The following is an 18,037-nucleotide window of genomic DNA, read 5'->3' as shown; positions in this document are numbered from 1 at the left end:
GACAATTAGTAAAACCTAAACCAGGTTGGCATTCCATACGAGCAGCACGCGGGCTTGAATGTATGTTTCCTCTGCTCTGATTGTTTCTGGCGGATGCCTTGTGTTGTCAGAAATCATTTTGAAGCGGTCGTCACCCATCCACTGGAGGCGCTTGATGTAAAGGTGGCCTTCCCACGAGAACATGTAAATCCCGTCCCCCGTGAATTCACGGACGCTGATATCTACAAGAAGAGGGTCTCGATGCCTGATAGTCGGGGCCATTGACTGCCCCCAACCCGTCACCATCTTGAGATTGAAGTGCTCTTTGAACTCTACGCCCATTTCACGCAAGTGCTGAGGGCTTACCCGGACATCCTGGAGCATTTCCGGGTAGTCATGCGGTATTTGGCCTCCGCCCATCGCGGCCCGAACATCATAATGCGCGATCCATACCTCATCGCCTACCGCGCCAGGTCGGTAGTAATCAACCTCTATAACGCCACCGCCATCATCTGACTCAGCAACCGCAAGTAGGCGCCGGCGCGCACTTTCAGGCAACCCCTTGCCTTGATTGGCAAGCATGCTCCGAACAATATCCGCAGCCGAAAGGGAGCTGACCTCAGTTGCACCGATTGTAACGGCGTTCATCTTTGATGAGCCGGGATTGTCACCTGCGCCGTGCTGCAGCCATTCGACCTTCACGTTCAGCGCATCCGCAATCGCACTCATTTTGGCTGGCCCGGGAAGAGTCTCGCCATTTAGCCACTTGCTCGAAGCCTTCGGCGTGACCTTGGCTATTTCGGCAAGGCGAGCTCCCGCTCCCCACTGGTCTATTCCGTGGGCTGTTAAGGCTTGCTTGAGGCGGGCAACAAATGCCGACCGAATATCTTCTATCTGAACCATAGGTTCAGCATCGCATGAGCTTGCATGTACTTTCAGTTCCGACATAATATGTACTGCAAGTTCATATTCAATCCGGAGGCCATATGCGGCCGCTTAGAAAATCTATCGATGATGCGGGTGGTGTCCCGGCTGTGGCCTTGGCCTGCGGCAAGACGCCCCGGGCGATCTACAAGTGGCTTGTTGCCGACGCGTTGCCGCGCACCGAGTACACGGGCGAAACACAGTACGCCCAAAAAATTTCAGAGCTTGCGGCCGTCAATGGGAAGCCCTTCGAGCCTGCTTGGCTTTTGGCAGAGGCGCACCCAAAGAAGTCAGCCGCTTAACAGCTGCGGGCTGGTGAGTTGATTCTCCGCCCAATTCAGCTCGACCAAAAGTGAATTGGATCAGCTGTTAATTCATACAGTGCATAGGAAGGGAATAGAGATGGAAGACAAGAAGCATGAATCAGGATTTCCAGTAGATGGCGGGGCAGACGAAAAGCTCGACTACCTCGCCAGCCTTGTAACTATCGCGAAACCTTCTCGATCCCTATCAGAAGATTGTGTATCGCGGCTTGATGAATGCCTGAGCTACCGCCAACCCACTTCGGCTCCGACGGCATCGCACTCATTATCCGCTGCGCATCCTGCTTGAGCTCTTCAACGTCAAGGGCTGGGTTGGTGGCGATCGCTTTCCCAATAAGCATCATCGCCGCGCAAATACCCTGCTCGAAAGGGGTGATTACTTTTTCTTCACTCATGTCCGGCCTCCAATGGCCTTTTCGTTTGGAAGCAAAAAGCTACCACGGATGCACCGGACACCCATAACGCCTGAATCGCAGGCATAAAAAAACCGCCTGGCAGGGCGGCTTAGTACAACGTTTAACGGGGTCAATAATGATCAATCAAGACAGAACAGTCAACACCTCCAGGAGCGTTGCGACACTTCCAGCCCATCTTAAATATGTGTCGCGACACCTCATTCCATCCCCTGCGGTCACTCAAATCATCAAAGGGAACTCGCTGTGAGCGTCCAAGCAATGTCATGGGCGCTTTCTTTGCCCATCCAGTCACTTAAAGACTCCAGCGCTCGGCACGTACTGCTGTGCTTGGCCAACTACGCCGGCTCAAATGGTGCTGGCGCGTTCCCTTCGGCAAAAACCCTTACCGATGACACCGGTCTTTCTGAGCGAACAGTCCGTATCAAGCTCGACCTGCTGGAAGAGTGCGGCCTGATCGTTCGCGGAAATCAGGCGTTGGCTGCGGTGTACATCGACCGTCATGACCGCCGCCCGGTTGTGTATGACCTCATGATCAAGCGGGGTGCAGCACCTGCACCCCGTCCAGATGTAACGGGGTGCAGCCTTGGTCAGAACGGGGTGCAGCCTGCGACAGAGCGGGGTGCAGCCACTGCACCCAATACATCATCTAACCATCAATTAACCGAAGAGCAGCAGCAGCGCGAGCTTGCGGAGTCGATTGCCGAGCAAGATCGCCAGGCCCTGGAATCGCAAGATGAGCGCCAGCGCTTCGCCATGTTCGCCGACTTCGTTCCGCCCGAAGACGCGCTGCAGACTCAACTGAAAATCGCGGGCCTGCCAGTCGACTCGATGACCGACGAACTGCTGGCCGGCTTCAAAGGTTTCTTCGTCGCCAAAACATCCGTACTCGATACCGCCGCTGGCTGGTGTTTCAAGTTGGTCGGCTGGATCAAGCGCGAGCGAGCCCAGGCCGCCGGATCCGCCTCGGCGGAAGAGGGGCCCGCCGGTGAGGACTGGGCATCGAAAGGGGTACGGCTATGAACCGAGCCAACAAACCTGTCGTGGCAAGCCAGCTGGTTGCTCGTCGTCAATGCGATCCGACCTACCAGGGCCCTGTCCAGGCTCAGGCCGCTGTTCCCGTCGACCCCTCCACCCAGGCTGTCATCGACGACCTGTTCCTTCGGTTGCGCGGGGCATGCGGCGCGTGGCGACAGTCCTGGCCCACCGAGGCTGTCATGAACGCCTCTAAGCTTGAGTGGCTCGGCGAGTTCATGCGCTCAGGCATCAGCCGTATGGAGCAGATCGACCATGGCATGCGGGTAGTGAGTGCGAGCAAGTCAGCTTTTGTGCCGGCACCCGGTGTTTTTGTCAGTTGGTGCTTTGCCCCTGAAGGCTTGGGCCTTCCGAGTGTCGAGTCTGCTTACGCGCAGGCGCTCCGCAACTGCCATCCCGCCATGCGCCACTGTTCCAAGTGGTATCACCCCGCCGTCTACCACGCAACGGCAGCCGCCGGCTTCCACAGCCTGCCGCTGCTCTCCCGTGAGCTGGGCCTGGCGAGCTTCGAAAAGCAGTACCTAAACCAATGCCGTCGAATCTGGCAGGGCGAGAGTCTTGCGCCCGTTCCGGTTGCCGAGCTTGCTGCGCCTAAACCAAAAATTACCCCCGATGTAGGCAATAGGGCCTTGGCCGAACTGCGCGCATGCCGCGCCGGAGGTTCCCGTGGTTGATCGCCTCCTGGCAACGCCCGACCCTCACCTGTACCCATACGCGGTCTTTTGCTGCTCGTTCAAGTTCGACCTGGGCGACATCCCGGACCATGCCCTGGCGCTATTCGCTGACCGCAACATGGCTGCTCGATACGGCTGCGGGATGTGGCCTGAGACGTACCAAGTGATTGATTTGCGTACCTCCCAGAGGGTTGCCCCATGACCCGCCAGACCAAGCTGACCAAGGCCGCGCGCGGGCGAGATTGTCAGGTCCGCCTGCCTGGTTGCCCAGGCGACACCGAAACCGTTGTGTTGGCCCATTACCGCCTGGCGGGGATTTGCGGAGCGGGCATGAAGCCACCAGACCTGATCGGGGCCTGGGCCTGCGAGTACTGCCACAGCCTGAGCGATGGCCGTACCAACCGAAGCGCCCTGGGCATGAGTTACGACGAGATTCGCCTCTATCACGCCGAGGCCGTCATGCGGACTCAGGCCATTTTGATCAAAGAAGGAAAGGTGAGCGCTTGAGCACCCAAATCAAAACCCTGACGGTGAAGCTGTCGGACGCCGAGATCGCCCGCAATGCCAAGCTTGAGCATGTGCGCGACCTGCGGGACGCCGGACACCCGGCGCTGCACTTTCGTTTCGCCAAGAATCGCACGCGCGGCTCCTGGTACCTGCTCAACAAGCGCAAATGGCATCGCATCGGCGGCTTTCCCGACCTGAATACCAAGCAGGTGATCGCCGCACTGCCGGCGGTGCGCCTGCGGGTAGCTGCCGACGGCGCGGCTAGCGTTTCGGGCTGGGTGACTGTGGGCGAGCTGCTCGATTGGTTCGGTGATCGCATGGCCAAGTCGCGCTCGCTGTCCGACAAGCGCCGGGCTGCGGGCAAGTCGGCTATCAGTTGCCAACTCAAGCCGCGTTTGGACGATCTACTGCTGCGCGACGTGAGCGCCCAGACCCTCGACAAGCTACTGATGTGGCCGGCCCAGGCCGAACTATCGCTGTCCTACGTGCAGCAGCTGTACCGGCTGCTCGCGGTGGCCTTCCGTCAGGCGCGCAAGCTGGACCTGATCCCGGTCAACCCGATGGCGGAAATGAAGTTCGTCAACTTCACCACGGCGCGGATCCTGCCCAAGCCGGCGCGGTTGCGTGACGTGCAGTTGCAGGACCTGGTGACCCTGCTGGCCGAGCGCTTCGACAGTGCACCGGGTGACGCCATGCTGGCCTTGATGATGCTGTGCCACGGCACCCGGATCGGTGAGACCCGTCAGTCCCGCTGGGCTGATATCGCGCTGCCAGAGCGTGAGTGGTTCATCCCGGGAGAACACACCAAGACCAAGACCGAGCTGCGGGTGCCGCTGACCGATCAGGTGTGTTCGCTCCTACAGCTATACCGCATCCGGCAAAACGCCCAGGGCTACGAAGGGCCACTCCTATTCCCGTCACGCCGTGGCAAGGCACTCAGCGACAACCAGGCGAGCGCAGTATTCACGCGGTTAGGGCAGGGCGCCTGGACCAGTCACGACCTACGCAAGGTGGCCCGCACTGCCTGGACTGATCTCGGCGTCGATGGGCACATCGGCGAGATGCTGCTCAACCACTCCCTGGGCAAGATCGCCTCCACCTACATCAACACCCAGGCCAAAGAGCAGCGGCGCCTGGCCCTGGTGAAGTGGCACAACTGGTTAGATGAGCGTGGCTTCAAGATGATTCACGCGCAGACAGGCGTTAGATATGAAGATTCGCAAAACCTCGTAGACGCCTTGAACGGCGGGGCCTGCGAGCCAGAACCACAATTTGTTAAGGGCGAGGTTTAAAAATGGATAAAAAGACTCATGGCCCCGCCTTTGTGCGCCGCCAGATCCCGCTCACCGACTGCCCATCCTGTGCCGGAAAGGGGTTGGTCAAGGGCGTGTTTCATCAGCTCGACTGCATGGGTTGCCATGCTTCCGGCCTGGTGCACGCCGAGACGCTGCAGCCGTTGCCGGTAGATGGCCTGATCGTTCAGCTCGGCATGTTGATCCGGCAAGAGCGCCACGTTGCGACGTTGCCGCCTGCAGTCGACGGCGTCGTGGCTCAGTATCAAGACATCAACCGTCGCGGGCCTGGTGGCTCGTCATTCAAAGGAGATTGATCATGGCGAGAACGAAGAATTTCACCGAGCGCACTGCCGAGGATCTGCTGGAGCACTGGGGCCGCTGGGTTGTGCTGGGCTCGGGCGTGTCGTGCTGCGCCTCCCGCGAGAACACGCTGCACACGCCGATGATCACCGACGACGATGCGCTGATGATTGACGGCCTGATGGGGCGCCTGCTCAAGCGCTACCCGGAATGCGGCAATGTGCTGATGCGCTATTACACCAGTCGAGACACCTCACTGATGGAGGTTGGCAAGAAGATGAAGTTCGGCGAGGAGAAGACCAGGCAGCTCTGGAAGGCCGGCGTTGCGTGGATTGATGGTGCGCTCGATGTCCGCCGCGAAGCAGCGTAGCTTCTCGGATGCTGCAGAAATCTGATCTAATGACAGCTCGGAAAGTGGACTGTTATCTACTTATTTTACTGTTCTAGGTTGTTAAGGGAGTTTTGCTCTTGAAGGTTTATAAATACTTGAATTTGTCAAGAGCAAGCTTTTTAAAAGATGGGTTAATAAGGTTTTCTCAGCCGGGCGCTTTGAATGATCCATATGAGTGCTTGCCGGCGTATCCTGATGAGCTTCTCCAACTTGGAACTAATTTGTTGAGAGAATCGATTGTTGCTCAGCTTGATGACGTAAAAGAAGATGATCCGGATGCAAGGAAGCTAAAGAAGGCGCGAGCACATTTAATTGTTCAGATGTTGGATGAGGAAGTAAGAAAAAATCCTTCATATTTGAGGGATGAATACGTTAAGTTGGTCACGTTGAAGATGAATGCAGGATTTGGCATTTTTTCCCTGTCAAGACGTTGGAATAGCGCCTTGATGTGGTCTCATTACACAAAGGCCTATACAGGATTTTGCGTTGGTTTTGATAGAGATCATAAATTTTTTGACGGTTTTCCAGATGCAAAAGGGGAAAGGTTTCCGCTACGCTCGGTTCGATATTCAGAGGTAAGAACTCTAGTTAAAGATGGTATAACAGATGAAGGTGATGTATTAGATGCGGTTTTAACAAAGTCATTAGATTGGTCGTACGAGGAAGAGGAGCGTTTGGTCGCTTTTTTGCACTCGGCTCATAAAGTTGAAGAGCGCTCTCCTTATAATGTTCATCTGTATAGTGTGCCATTTGACGCTTTTAGCGAGTTGATTGTCGGTCATCGAGCAACTGATGCCTTTAAGCAAGAAGTAGCGGATGCTGCTAAAGCTCTAAATATACCTGCATATGAAACAAAGGTTTCTGATCTTTCCTTCGATGTTGAACGGAAGCCGCTCTAAATTCAGTTATTTTTCGAGGCTTGACAGGACCGGGGACTGACTATAGATTTCAGTTACTTTGCGGTTTTTCCGCGTGCAAAGCCCGTCTCTGAGATGGGCTTTTTTGCTTTCTGGAGATGATCAAAGCCCGGCGGAAACGTGCAGGGGTAACAGTCAGCGTGGGGACTGGAGGGAAACGCCACGACAGCAACCTGACAGGGTCGCCACCTCCACCCATTGAGCCTCGGCATTCGCCGGGGCTTTTTCGTTTTCGGCTCCACCACACCCATCGCTCTGAGCTGGGAGTGCTGCTGGAGCCGGACCTAATCGCCCCCCAGATCGGGGAGGACAGCGGATGCCTAACATGCCCGATAAGCCAGACACCTGGGTTCTTGTACTCGCGTGGCTGAGTCAGCACGCCCCGGCCTTTTATGCCGCAGGCTTTGCAATATCGATCTCTGCACTGCGGATCATCTACGGCGGTGGCACACGCAAGGCGGCGTTCTTCGAGAGCCTGCTGTGTGGCTGTATCACGCTGTCGATGCTGTCTGGCCTTGAGTTGATCGGTATCCCACAGTCAGCAGCCAGCTTGATCGGCGGCATGGTCGGGTTGCTGGGTGTGGATAAGGTCCGCGCATTCGCTGACAGAGTCACTGGCTTCAAGCTTCCTGGTAGGAATTCCGAGTGATGACCTACATGGATGGGAGCAAAGCGAGCTGATGGGCAGGCTATCTACCATCAAACCACGCATGAGCGCGGCGGAAGGCAGGCCCTTCGCCTTACCTGCTGCACCTGAAGCTGCTGACGGCTGGGGATCCGGTCGAGGCGGTCGCCCATGGAGGCGCATCCGTGCTGCGATCCTTCTGCGTGACAACTATACGTGCCAGGCCTGCGGCCTTGTCACACAGCAGCTTGAGGTTGACCACATCGTCAACAGAGCAAGGGGAGGTTCGGATGATGACGCGAACCTCCAGGCTCTCTGCATCCCCTGCCACAAGCTGAAGACTGCTTCTGAGTCGGCTGAAGGCTCGGGCCGAGCGGTCTGACCGCACGATTCGCGAAATTGAGAAACGATGTCGTTTGCGTGCTTGTGGCACGCCAGAGTCCCACGGGGCGGGTCTAAACCGTGGAGCCTTTTCCACAGGACACCGCCCCCGACCTCATTTAGAGATTTTTTCCTCCTCACAGGTTTTTTGTTAATGGCTTTAACAACCAAACAGCGCGCATTTGTCGAGGCTGTTAGGAGAGGTGCGTCCAATCGTGACGCAGCGATAGCCGCAGGATACGCGGCCTCCAGCGCTTCGGTCGCAGGCTCGAGGCTGGCAAAACATCCGATGGTGAAGGCCGCATTGGCCGGCGCTCCCGTTAACAAGGATGTTAAAGGCAGTGCGCCTGCTCAGACACCTAGGCAGGCCCCTCTTGATCTGGAGGATGGGGCCGAAGCGTTCTCATTCGATGCAGCCAGGGTGCTGTCATTCTCCGACCCGAAAGACTTTCTGCTGGCCACCATGAACGACTTCAGCACTGAGCCAAAGTTGAGAGTCGATGCCGCCAAGGCCTTGATGCCTTTCGTACATCAGCGCAAAGGCGAGGGCGGGAAGAAGGAAGAAAAGGACCAGGCCGCTAAATCAGCGAGCAAGGGTAAATTCGGTGCTGCCGCACCGCCTCAATTGAGATCGGTAAAATAAATGAGCGAACCCGTCTGGAGTACCAGTTGCCCAGATTGGGAAACGAAGATCGTGAATCGCCAGTCGCTCGTGCCCTTCGCTCCGCTATTTCCTGAAGAGGCGCGGGCTTGTATGCAGGTCATGGGCGACCTTCGCATTGTGGATGCGCCAGGTAGTCCGCTGATCAGTGAGTCATGCGCCCCTTGGATCGATGATCTGGGGAGCGCCATCTTTGGCGCATACAACGCGGATACCGGAGAGCGCCTCATCAAGGAGTTCTTTCTACTCATCAGCAAAAAGAACGCTAAAAGCACGATTGCCGCTGCAATCATGCTGACCGTATTGATCCGCAACTGGCGGCAGTCCGCAGAGTTCATCATTTTGGCACCCACCATTGAGGTGGCAAATAATGCGTATGCCCCGGCCCGGGATATGGTCAAGCACGACGAGGAGCTGAGCGCGCTGCTGCATGTTCAGGATCACGTTCGAACGATCACACACCGTGAATCGGGAGCGACCTTGAAGGTGGTTGCCGCTGACCAAAACACAGTTGGCGGCAAGAAGGCCGCTGTGGTGCTGGTCGACGAATTGCACCTGTTCGGCAAGAACCCGCACGCAGCGAACATGCTTCGAGAAGCGACGGGTGGATTGGCTTCTCGGCCAGAAGGTTTCGTGATTTACCTCACGACCCAATCGGACCAACCGCCGGCGGGTGTTTTCCGTGAAAAGCTGATGTACGCCCGTGGCGTGCGAGACGGCACGATTGTTGACCCGAACTTTCTTCCGATCATCTATGAGTTTCCGAAGCGGATGCTCGATGCCGGAACCCATCGGTCGCCGGAGAACTTCTACGTCACCAACCCAAATATGGGCTACTCGGTCAGCGAAAAATTCCTAATTCGGGAGATGAGCAAGGCGGAGGAAGCGGGGGAGGCCGAGGTGCTTGGGTTTATGTCCAAGCATTTGAACGTCGAAATTGGTCTTGCGCTACGCTCTGACCGCTGGGCCGGTGCTGATTTTTGGGCTGCTGCGGCCATCCCTGTTTTGACCCTGGACAAGCTGATCGAAATGTCCGAAGTGATTGCGGTGGGGATTGATGGCGGGGGGCTTGATGACCTTCTTGGATTTGCTGCCGTGGGCCGTGACAAACGAACACGCGATTGGCTGGTCTGGACTCATGCCTGGGCTCATCCGTCAGTGCTTGAGCGGCGAAAGGCAGAGGCGCCACGCTTTAGGGATTTCGAGAAGGACGGGAATCTGACGTTGTCTGAGCGCATTGGCGACGACGTTGCCGACGTGGCTGACCTGGTGGAGCAGGTAGAGGCTTCTGGTCTCCTCGATAAGGTTGGTTGCGACCCGGTCGGCATTGGGGCGATTTATGACGCAATGATTGAGCGAGAAATTCCCCCTGAAAAGATCGTTGCCATCAGCCAGGGCTGGAAGCTTGGCGGGGCGATCAAGACCGCTGAGCGCAAGCTGGCCGAGGGAGGTATGAAGCATGGGGGCCAGGCAATGATGGCCTGGTGCGTGGGCAACGCAAAGGTTGAGCCCAGGGCCAACTCCATCCTGATCACAAAGCAAGCCAGCGGGTCGGCCAAGATCGACCCCTTAATGGCTCTATTTAACGCCGTGACCCTGATATCTCTGAACCCTGAAGGCCGGGGCAATGACGACTTCATGGCTGCCATTCGGAACCCGATAATCGTATGAATCCATTGCACGTATTTGTAGCCGCTGCTCTGTGTGGGTTCGCCCTGGCCGTCGCGGGGGTCTACGTTCTTGCAGGCTTAGGCTGGTCACTGCTGGCGGGATCGGTGTCCTTGCTTCTCATCGCTGGTTTCGTGCGCAAGGGGCTAACAGATGGCTAAGACTCTTTCGTCAGTCATTGGAAGCGCAGCGCGAAAGCCAAGCGCCTCGGTTGCTGACTGGATCGGCAAGACGATTAAGTTGACGGATGGCGGCTTCTGGGGGCAGTTCCTAGGGGGGCAATCCAGCTCTGGCAAGACGGTAACGGTCGATAACGCGATGCACCTGTCGGCCGTCTGGGCGTGTGTTCGTATTATCTCCACCTCTGTTGCTGGTCTACCTCTAGGGGTCTATCAGAGGGATGCTGATGGCGGGAGAAAGGACGCCCGGGACTTCGCCATTTATGACGTTATCCATAACAGCCCCAACGAGGATATGACGGCCTTTCAGTTCTGGCAGGCCATGGTTTCGGCAATGCTGCTGCGTGGGAATGCCTTTGCAGAGATTCTGCGAATTGGCGGCCGAGTGGTTGCTCTGGACTTTCTGTTGCCTTCTCGGGTTGATTTGGATCTGGATGGCGACGGCAGAATTGAGTATTGGTATTCGCCTCGCAAAGGGCCACGTCGCAAAATTGAACGCGCCGATATGCTGCATATTCCAGCATTCAGCCTTGATGGCCGAGTGGGGCTTTCGGCAATTCGTTACGGTGCCGATGTATTCGGCTCAGCAATGTCTGCTGATGATGCCGCCAACGGCACCTTCAAGAATGGGTTGCTTCCCGCAGTAGCTTTCAAGATCGACCGGACGTTGAAGCCTGAGCAGCGCGAAGAGTTTCGCGATTACGTTAAGCAGGTGTCCGGCGCCCTAAACGCCGGCAGATCGCCAGTGCTTGAGCAAGGCATCACGCCAGAAACGATCGGCATCAATCCTGTGGATGCGCAGCTGCTGGAGTCGAGGGCCTACAGCACTGAGGAAATATGCCGCTGGTTTGGTGTTCCGCCCTGGATGGTTGGCAAGACTGATTCGGGCAGCAACTGGGGTACTGGTCTTGAACAACAGATGATCGCATTCCTCACGTTCAGCATCAGTTCGGTCACCAACCAGATTCAGCAATGCATCAACAAGCGCCTGCTGACGCCGGTCGAGCGGCGCACCTATTACTCCGAGTATGCGCTGGAGGCTTTCCTGAAGGCCGACAGTGCAGGGCGTGCTGAGTGGTACAGCAAGATGACCCAGAACGGCGTAATGACCCGAGACGAGTGCAGGGTCAAAGAGAACCTGCCTCGCCACGGAGGAAACGCCGCCGTGTTAACGGTGCAAACCAACTTGGCGCCGATTGATCAACTCGGCAAGACAACCGATGGCCAGGCCGCGCAGGCCGCCTTAAAAAGCTGGCTCGGCCAGAGCGAGGAGTAAACATGCCGAAAGACACCAAGGCGAACAGCATGCGTTGTGAGATTACACCGCGGGCACTTGAGCTGTGGAATCCAGGCATTCAAGCCGCCCTTGAGGCTGATACAGACACAATCACCATCTACGGCATTATCGGTGAGGACTGGTGGGGCGAGGGCAACACCGTAAAACGTGTCGACGCGGCGCTTCGTGCCATCGGTGACCAGCCTGTCACTGTCTACATCAACTCCCCTGGCGGCGATATGTTCGAGGGGATCGCGATTTACAACCGGCTGATGGAGCATTCTCAGGAGGTAACCACGAAAGTGCTGGGGCTTGCCGCCTCTGCCGCCTCGGTGGTTGCAATGGCCGGCGCAAAGCGGGAAATCGCCAAGAGCGCTTTCTTGATGATCCATAACTGCTGGACCTACTACGCCGGTAATCGCCACGCGATCCGCGAGCTCGCCGATACGATGGAGGAGTTCGACCAAGCGATGACCGGTGTTTATGCCGATACGAGCGGGCTGGATGAGAAGGACATCGAGAAAATGCTTGATGCCGAGACCTACTTGAGCGGCTCCACCGCACTGGAAAAGGGCTTTGCCACGGGGTTGATTTCTGCAACAGAAGTCAAAGAAACAACGGATGAGTCCCAGGCTCAGGCGCAGGCTGCGCGCAAACTCGACGCAGCCTTGGCTAAGTCAGGCATGCCCCGTAGCGAGCGCCGAAAACTAATTTCCGAGATCAAGACCGGCATGCCTAGCGCTGCTGGCGGCGACACGCTTCGCGCTGTCGTGTCGGGTAAGCCTCGCGCTGCCCTTGATGTATCCGCGTTTGAAGAAACCGCAACCCAGGCGTCGGCACTACGGGATCTCCTTCCCATTCGCTAGACGACTGCATCAGCAACCCGATTATCAACCGCCCAAGTGGCGGTTTTTTCATTTCTGAAGGAAACAAACCATGCCAGTAGATCTGTCCCAAATCGAAGCTTCTCAGAAGCAAACCCAGGCAGACCTGAAAGCCGTTGGCGATCAGATCAAGACTTACGCCGAGCGCACTGAGAAGGAAATCAAAGCCTCCGGCGAAATGCAGACTGAAACCCGAGCCAAGGTTGATGAGCTGCTGACCAAGCAGGGTGAGTTGCAGGCTCGTATGCAGGACGCCGAGCAAAAGCTGGTCAATGCAGGCAAGCAGCACGAGCCAGAGACTCAGCAGTCTGCCGGCCAAATGGTTGCAGCAAAGATGCAGGAGGAGGGCGTTAGCAGCTCTTTCCGTGGCTCGCGCCGTGTGGAGGTGCCGCGTGCAGCAATTACCTCGGCGCCGGCGTCGGGTGGCGCTCTTGTCCCGACTGAACGAGTTGGTGTGATTTTGGCTCCCCAGCGCCGGCTCACCATTCGTGACCTGGTTGCCCCCGGAACCACAGGTGCAAACGCTGTTGAGTACGTCCGCGAGACGGGCTTCACCAACAATGCTGCCATCGTTGGTGAGGGCCTGGCCAAGCCTTACAGCGAACTGACCTTTGGTCTCGAAAACGCGAACGTGCGCACTATTGCCCATCTGTTCAAAGGCAGCCGTCAGATTCTCGATGATGCGGCGGCCCTGCAGAGCTACATCGATGCGCGCGCTCGTTACGGTCTGTTGCTGGCAGAAGAAGCCCAACTGCTTTACGGCAACGGTACCGGCAATAACCTGCACGGCATCATCCCCCAGGCTCAGGCATATGTAACGCCGGCAGGTATCTCGGTAGCTGCTGAGCAGCGTATTGACCGCATTCGCCTGGCATTGCTGCAAGCCACCCTGGCCGAGTTCCCATCTACAGGCATTGTGCTCAACCCAATTGACTGGGCGGCGATCGAGCTGCTGAAAGACGGCGAAAACCGCTACATCATCGGCAAGCCCCAGGAAGGCACTTCGCCACGCCTGTGGAATCTGCCAGTGGTTGAGACCCAGGCAATTGTCCAGGGGCAGTTTCTCACCGGTGCTTTCAGCTTGGCTGCACAGATCTTTGACCGCATGGGTATCGAAGTCTTGGTTTCGACTGAGAACGACAAGGACTTCGAGAACAACATGGTCACCATCCGAGCCGAGGAGCGATTGGCCTTCGCGGTCTATCGTCCTGAAGCTTTCGTGACCGGTCCTCTGGTTGCCGCCCCTTAACTTACTGCCGGCTCAGGTCTCTCTGGGGAGGCCTGAACCGATTGGAGAAACGTTATGAGTCGAGCAAAAAAGAACGAGCCAACTACTGTTTTGCCTCCAGCAACTCAGCAACAAAATGAATCGGAAAAGACACTGACAGCAGGCCAGGAAGTTGTTGCCAGCCAGGCGGCGACCGCCCAGCCTTTTGCTGCTGACGCTGCTGACGCTGCTGACGCTGCTGACGCTGCTGACGCTGCTGACGCTGCTGACGCTGCTGACGCTGCTGACGCTGCTGACGCTGCTGACGCTGCTGACGCTGCTGACGCTGCTGACGCTGCTGACGCTGCTGACGCTGCTGACGCTGCTGACGCTGCTGACAGCTTGATCACCATCTATCCGCTGAGAAGCTATCTGGACGGTAAGGAAATTCGCAATGCTGGAGGTGACGGCTATAAGTCACCAAAGCATGAAGCCAGCCTCCTGGTTGCCAAGGGATTGGCTACAACACTCAACCCGAAGGCCTGACATGAATGTCATTCCGACCGATGAAGTGATGCGACATCTGCGGGCTGAAGAGGATGATCGTGCGGATGTTGAGTTGTACTTGGCTGCGGCTGAGGACAGTGCCGCTCAGTTCATGAATCGTCGTTTCTTCACTGATCAGACTGCCTTGGACGCGGCGATTGCGGATGGGTCTGCAGGTGATCGCCCGATTCTGATCAACCCAACCATTCGCGCCGCCTGCCTGCTCATTGTCGGCAACCTGTATGGAAACCGTGAGGATGTTGTCGTGGGCACGATCTCCTCCGAATTGCCTGGCGGATCCCGATCATTGCTTATGCCATATCGTATTGGCTGGGGGGTTTAATGCGCGCTGGACGATTGCGCCACTCTTGCACGATGTTCAAGCCTTTATTGACCAGGAGCAAATCCGGCGGCTTCGATACCACCTGGACCGAGATCGGCAAGCTGTGGGCAGAGATCGCAATGCCGACTGGGCGCGTATCGCCCATTGCCGAGCAGCTGAAGGCTGTGATCACCGCCGAGATTCGCATCCGGCCCCGGGCTGACGCTATCGCGGGCAACCGCCTTGTGCACACGGTGAAAGGAATCACCACCACTTACTTGATCGGTGCAGCGCTGCTCAACAATGAGCGCGACATGCTTCGATTGCTTTGTTCAAACGTACCCAACCCATAGAGGTGAATCATGAAGGTAATTGCCCTGGGCTCTTTGTCCGGCGCCACTGGCGACCGGGAGAAGGGTGAAGATTTTACGGTCGACGCCAAGCTTGGCGCTGACCTGGTAGCTCGCGGACTGGCAGAGGAAGTGCCAGAGCCTGCCCCAGTTGCTGAAAAGGCCTTCAAGGCCAGGGAGTAGGCCATGGCCAGTCGCCGCTCGCGTATGTCTGGTGACTTCAAGCTTCGCCGAACGTTGCGCACACTCCACCAATCCATGGATAACGAGTTGGCGCCGGTGATGCGTGATAGTGCCGAGCGGATTCTTTCGACGATGAAGAACCTGATCCCGAAAGATACTGGAGCCGCTGCTGCCGCGCTGACGGTGTTTGTTTCCCAAAGTGGCCTTGACGCCCAGATCGGTATCCGTGGCAAGAAGAACAAACAACGGTTCTTCTACCTTCGGTTTGTCGAGTATGGGACCAAGGGATACACCGGCAACAAGCGCGCAGGCGGTCGAACCCGCCGGCCGACGAACAAGGCAGACGGCTCGCACTTCTTCGGTAAGTACCCAGACATTCCTGCACGGCCTGCGCATCCCTGGCTTCGCCCAGCGAAAGACGTGAATCGGGAGTATGTCGTGGCCAACATCAAGGCAGCCATCGGTCGAACGTTGAGCAAAGCAAGCAAGGGGCTTTCCAATGGCTGACCCATCTGTTGCGTTGCAGGAAGCAATGTTCGCTCGGCTGGAGGCCGAAGTGTCGTGTCCAGTCTTCGACGGCGCGCCCATGGACACCGATATGCCGTATGTATCGTTTGACCGGGAGATCAGCACCAACATCTCGCCTATCGCCGGCCGGAAGCGTCAACAGCGCCTGATCTACCTTTCGGTGTGGTCGGATGCCCACGGCCAGGCCGAGGTGAAGCAGATCCTCGGCGAGGTTGTGGCGGCTCTGGATGAGCGCCGCTTGCCGTTGACTGTTGGTCGGGCCGTATCGGTCAGGGTCGAGCAGGCCGACGCCCAGCGCGATGCTGACGGCGTCACGTACCAAGGATCGATCACGGTCCGCGTTATCACCACCCACTAAACCCAACACCCGGCCGCACCGCGGCTTTATCCAATGTGCCCTTGGAGGAACCCCCATGGCCGAAGACAACCTCAACACAGCCGCCGGCTGCCGGATCGGCATCGGCAGCAAGAACGACGCGGACACCGAAGCGCTCTATAAGGCTGACACCTATGTCGATATCGGCGAAGTGGAAGACCTGGGCGAGTTCGGTGATACGTTCAGCTCTGTGACCTTCACGTCGCTGCGCAATGGCCGTGTGCGCAAGTACAAGGGCACCGCCGATGCAGGTGACCTGACCCTTGTTGTCGGCCTCGACAACGGTGACCTGGGCCAGGCCAAGCTGAAGATCGCTCACAAGGATCGCAGCAAGGGCGACTACAACATCAAGATCACCCTGAACGATGGTGACCCTGATGCAACCCCTGCGATTTTGCCGACCACGTTCTACCAGCGCGGCAAGGTGATGAACAACACGGTCGCCCCAGGCGCTGCTGACAACGTGGTTCGCCGCAACGTCACCATCGCCATTAACTCCGACATCCTGGAAATCCTCCCGGTACCGGTCACCCCATAACCACAGGGGCTCCGGCCCCGAACCCCAAGGATCCGAAATATGAGCAAGACTCTTCACGGTACCGTCGACATCAAGCTCGATGACGAGACGTACACGCTCCAGCCTACGCTTGGGGCGGTTCGGACAATTGAGGCCCACTTTGGCGGGCTGCGCGGCGCCTCCCAGGCAATCAATGCCCTGAGCATCGACGGTTGCGCGGTGATCATCGCAGGCGGTGCGGGCTTGACCGGCAAGGCCGCCGAGGCTGTCGCCGAGCAGGTTTGGCAGGCTGGTGTGCTGGAGGTGTCAGTGCAATTGAATGCTTACCTGGTGGCGCTTTACAACCCGAAAGGCCCGAATACGGGAAAGGCCAGGCCGGCGGCGTAAGTGCCGTAGAAGACGGCAGCTATGTTGACCGGCTCTACGCGGTGGCCACGGGGTGGCTGGGCTGGCCTCCCGATCTGGCGTGGCGCACGCCAATGCCTGAACTGTTCCTGGCCATGGACGCCAAGATCGAGTGGTCGCAGATGACCAATCCCTTCGGCGGTGGCAAGGCAAAGCCCAAAGAAGGTAAGCCTTCACCTTCGGCAGTGGCGGACAAACTGCGGCAGGCGCTCACAGGAAGGCAGGCGCAGTGACGAGGGAGCAGCAAAGAGTGCTTTCTGAAGTCCGGCAGTGGTAAATTCCTTGGAAATACAGGGAGTGAATCGATGCGTGTTTCTATTTTGGTTGCTGCATTGGCAGTGCTGTGCGGGTGCTCGGGTCCTCAGTCTGCCGTGCGACCTCCGCCGGGGAGCACCCAAGTTGTGCCAGCTCAAAAAGAGGTGTTCATAACGTTCGACCCTGCTGGAAAAAAAGTTCAAGCCAAGAGCTTTGCTTCCGCTAAGGACCTCTTAGGGGAACTCAAAAGGCTCGGCGGTCCGAGAGGGGAGTATGAGACCGACGCGGCGTTCGCGAGCAGGATGGCTTCGTTTGGAAACTTCTCCGTAAACGGGGTCGTTATTCCATCATCGATCAAGTTTGATAGAGTTACCGGTGAGTTCTCGTTGCGCGTCTCAATGCATGACGCTCAGGCGTGGGGATTTAAGAGTGGACTGGATGCCTTGAAGGCAATCAATACAGACTATCCGGCGTTTGATCTGGGGGAGGACACCTACTCTAGAGGTACGTATTCTGGACAGAACTCTTTCGGAGCGACGGCGCTGATCGAGAAGCAGAAAATTGACCGATATTTTCTAGTGTTCAACCCTGTCCCCAAAGCGCCTGGGACCATATTTTTCTACAAGGTTTCAGGAAAGTTAAAAATATCGGCAAAAGAAATGGAGAGCGAGCGGGACAATATTCGAGTTAATTTTACCGTGATGCCGGTACCGGACTTCGTTCAGACCGCCAAGAACTATCATGCGCCAACTATCAGTAGTCCGCATGAGTCGGAGATTGATAGTTACTTTTTCCAAACAAAAGTGTTTTGGATTAAGGTCGTAAATATCAGAACTGGCCAGGTTTACGACGAAGAAGCAAAAATGAGTATCGAGACAATCTGATTTTATTTATTCATCAAGAGAACCCACTTCGG

Annotated in this window: 27 protein-coding genes; 25 read left to right on the top strand and 2 right to left on the bottom strand. The window is 57.1% G+C overall.

Annotated features, from left to right (window positions below; genetic code table 11):
• Positions 1–15: 15 nt before the first annotated feature.
• Together PSFL_RS11230 and PSFL_RS11225 are read right to left on the bottom strand one after the other, a co-directional pair.
• On the bottom strand, positions 16–882 hold the full coding sequence (locus PSFL_RS11230; RefSeq protein ID WP_397470074.1) for a S24 family peptidase: 867 nt from the start codon (positions 880–882) through the stop codon (positions 16–18).
• Between the two features lie 505 nt (positions 883–1,387).
• Positions 1,388–1,621 (bottom strand): hypothetical protein, encoded by a 234-nt coding sequence (locus PSFL_RS11225; RefSeq protein ID WP_397470041.1) that lies wholly within the window; start codon positions 1,619–1,621, stop codon positions 1,388–1,390.
• Between the two features lie 279 nt (positions 1,622–1,900).
• Here PSFL_RS11225 and PSFL_RS11220 point away from each other — a divergent pair, with 279 nt between their 5' ends.
• The 25 genes from PSFL_RS11220 (at position 1,901) to PSFL_RS11100 (ending at position 18,005) form a co-directional block, all read left to right on the top strand.
• Entirely contained in the window at positions 1,901–2,662 is a 762-nt protein-coding gene (locus tag PSFL_RS11220) for a helix-turn-helix domain-containing protein (protein ID WP_397470073.1), read from the top strand.
• A complete protein-coding gene (locus PSFL_RS11215) occupies positions 2,659–3,348 on the top strand; it encodes a replication protein P (protein WP_397470040.1) in 690 nt (229 codons plus the stop codon). Before PSFL_RS11220 ends, PSFL_RS11215 begins: the two co-directional genes overlap by 4 nt.
• Positions 3,341–3,550: a hypothetical protein gene (locus PSFL_RS11210; protein WP_397470039.1), complete on the top strand. Its 210-nt coding sequence runs from the start codon at positions 3,341–3,343 to the stop codon at positions 3,548–3,550. Before PSFL_RS11215 ends, PSFL_RS11210 begins: the two co-directional genes overlap by 8 nt.
• Positions 3,547–3,855: a DUF1364 domain-containing protein gene (locus PSFL_RS11205; RefSeq protein WP_397470038.1), complete on the top strand. Its 309-nt coding sequence runs from the start codon at positions 3,547–3,549 to the stop codon at positions 3,853–3,855. The genes PSFL_RS11210 and PSFL_RS11205 overlap by 4 nt, the downstream gene beginning before the upstream one ends.
• On the top strand, positions 3,852–5,147 hold the full coding sequence (locus PSFL_RS11200) for a tyrosine-type recombinase/integrase (protein WP_397470037.1): 1,296 nt from the start codon (positions 3,852–3,854) through the stop codon (positions 5,145–5,147). The genes PSFL_RS11205 and PSFL_RS11200 overlap by 4 nt, the downstream gene beginning before the upstream one ends.
• A gap of 2 nt (positions 5,148–5,149) precedes the next feature.
• Positions 5,150–5,464, top strand: a complete 315-nt coding sequence (locus PSFL_RS11195) for a hypothetical protein (RefSeq protein WP_397470036.1) — start codon at positions 5,150–5,152, stop codon at positions 5,462–5,464.
• Positions 5,465–5,466: 2 nt separating this feature from the next.
• Positions 5,467–5,820 (top strand): antiterminator Q family protein, encoded by a 354-nt coding sequence (locus tag PSFL_RS11190; protein ID WP_397470035.1) that lies wholly within the window; start codon positions 5,467–5,469, stop codon positions 5,818–5,820.
• A gap of 98 nt (positions 5,821–5,918) precedes the next feature.
• A complete protein-coding gene (locus tag PSFL_RS11185; RefSeq protein WP_397470034.1) occupies positions 5,919–6,740 on the top strand; it encodes a DUF2971 domain-containing protein in 822 nt (273 codons plus the stop codon).
• Between the two features lie 334 nt (positions 6,741–7,074).
• The gene (locus PSFL_RS11180; RefSeq protein WP_397470033.1) at positions 7,075–7,407 is read left to right on the top strand and encodes a phage holin, lambda family; all 333 of its coding nucleotides are present in this window, start codon (positions 7,075–7,077) and stop codon (positions 7,405–7,407) included.
• Positions 7,408–7,438: 31 nt separating this feature from the next.
• Positions 7,439–7,765 carry an HNH endonuclease gene (locus PSFL_RS11175; RefSeq protein WP_397470032.1) on the top strand — a complete coding sequence of 109 codons (327 nt, stop codon included), beginning with the start codon at positions 7,439–7,441 and terminating at the stop codon, positions 7,763–7,765.
• 153 nt (positions 7,766–7,918) lie between these two features.
• On the top strand, positions 7,919–8,407 hold the full coding sequence (locus tag PSFL_RS11170) for a terminase small subunit (protein ID WP_397470031.1): 489 nt from the start codon (positions 7,919–7,921) through the stop codon (positions 8,405–8,407).
• Positions 8,408–10,096, top strand: coding sequence for a terminase large subunit (locus PSFL_RS11165; protein WP_397470030.1), 1,689 nt, complete (start codon positions 8,408–8,410; stop codon positions 10,094–10,096). It begins immediately after the preceding gene.
• Positions 10,097–10,246: 150 nt separating this feature from the next.
• Positions 10,247–11,548 carry a phage portal protein gene (locus PSFL_RS11160; RefSeq protein ID WP_397470029.1) on the top strand — a complete coding sequence of 434 codons (1,302 nt, stop codon included), beginning with the start codon at positions 10,247–10,249 and terminating at the stop codon, positions 11,546–11,548.
• Between the two features lie 2 nt (positions 11,549–11,550).
• Positions 11,551–12,414, top strand: a complete 864-nt coding sequence (locus tag PSFL_RS11155) for a head maturation protease, ClpP-related (RefSeq protein WP_397470028.1) — start codon at positions 11,551–11,553, stop codon at positions 12,412–12,414.
• Between the two features lie 70 nt (positions 12,415–12,484).
• Complete coding sequence (locus PSFL_RS11150; protein WP_397470027.1) at positions 12,485–13,681, top strand: phage major capsid protein; 1,197 nt, start codon at positions 12,485–12,487, stop codon at positions 13,679–13,681.
• A 184-nt stretch (positions 13,682–13,865) separates the two neighbouring features.
• Complete coding sequence (locus PSFL_RS11145) at positions 13,866–14,045, top strand: hypothetical protein (RefSeq protein ID WP_397470026.1); 180 nt, start codon at positions 13,866–13,868, stop codon at positions 14,043–14,045.
• Between the two features lie 141 nt (positions 14,046–14,186).
• Positions 14,187–14,528 carry a head-tail connector protein gene (locus PSFL_RS11140; protein WP_220172326.1) on the top strand — a complete coding sequence of 114 codons (342 nt, stop codon included), beginning with the start codon at positions 14,187–14,189 and terminating at the stop codon, positions 14,526–14,528.
• Complete coding sequence (locus PSFL_RS11135) at positions 14,528–14,860, top strand: head-tail adaptor protein (RefSeq protein WP_397470025.1); 333 nt, start codon at positions 14,528–14,530, stop codon at positions 14,858–14,860. The genes PSFL_RS11140 and PSFL_RS11135 overlap by 1 nt, the downstream gene beginning before the upstream one ends.
• A gap of 9 nt (positions 14,861–14,869) precedes the next feature.
• Positions 14,870–15,040, top strand: a complete 171-nt coding sequence (locus tag PSFL_RS11130) for a hypothetical protein (RefSeq protein WP_220172324.1) — start codon at positions 14,870–14,872, stop codon at positions 15,038–15,040.
• Between the two features lie 3 nt (positions 15,041–15,043).
• Positions 15,044–15,547, top strand: coding sequence for an HK97-gp10 family putative phage morphogenesis protein (locus PSFL_RS11125; RefSeq protein WP_397470024.1), 504 nt, complete (start codon positions 15,044–15,046; stop codon positions 15,545–15,547).
• Complete coding sequence (locus PSFL_RS11120) at positions 15,540–15,926, top strand: DUF3168 domain-containing protein (RefSeq protein ID WP_397470023.1); 387 nt, start codon at positions 15,540–15,542, stop codon at positions 15,924–15,926. Before PSFL_RS11125 ends, PSFL_RS11120 begins: the two co-directional genes overlap by 8 nt.
• A 55-nt stretch (positions 15,927–15,981) precedes the next feature.
• The gene (locus PSFL_RS11115) at positions 15,982–16,482 is read left to right on the top strand and encodes a hypothetical protein (protein WP_397470022.1); all 501 of its coding nucleotides are present in this window, start codon (positions 15,982–15,984) and stop codon (positions 16,480–16,482) included.
• Between the two features lie 39 nt (positions 16,483–16,521).
• On the top strand, positions 16,522–16,848 hold the full coding sequence (locus PSFL_RS11110) for a hypothetical protein (RefSeq protein ID WP_397470021.1): 327 nt from the start codon (positions 16,522–16,524) through the stop codon (positions 16,846–16,848).
• A gap of 41 nt (positions 16,849–16,889) precedes the next feature.
• Positions 16,890–17,099 (top strand): hypothetical protein, encoded by a 210-nt coding sequence (locus PSFL_RS11105; protein ID WP_397470020.1) that lies wholly within the window; start codon positions 16,890–16,892, stop codon positions 17,097–17,099.
• Positions 17,100–17,171: 72 nt separating this feature from the next.
• Positions 17,172–18,005, top strand: a complete 834-nt coding sequence (locus tag PSFL_RS11100) for a hypothetical protein (protein ID WP_397470019.1) — start codon at positions 17,172–17,174, stop codon at positions 18,003–18,005.
• Positions 18,006–18,037: the final 32 nt, after the last annotated feature.

Origin of the sequence: Pseudomonas sp. DD1 (assembly GCF_044510355.1) — a bacterium.
Taxonomy (GTDB): Bacteria; Pseudomonadota; Gammaproteobacteria; order Pseudomonadales; family Pseudomonadaceae; genus Aquipseudomonas; species Aquipseudomonas shahriarae.
Note: the sequence above shows the minus strand (reverse complement) of the source record. Positions and strands in the feature narration are given on the sequence as shown.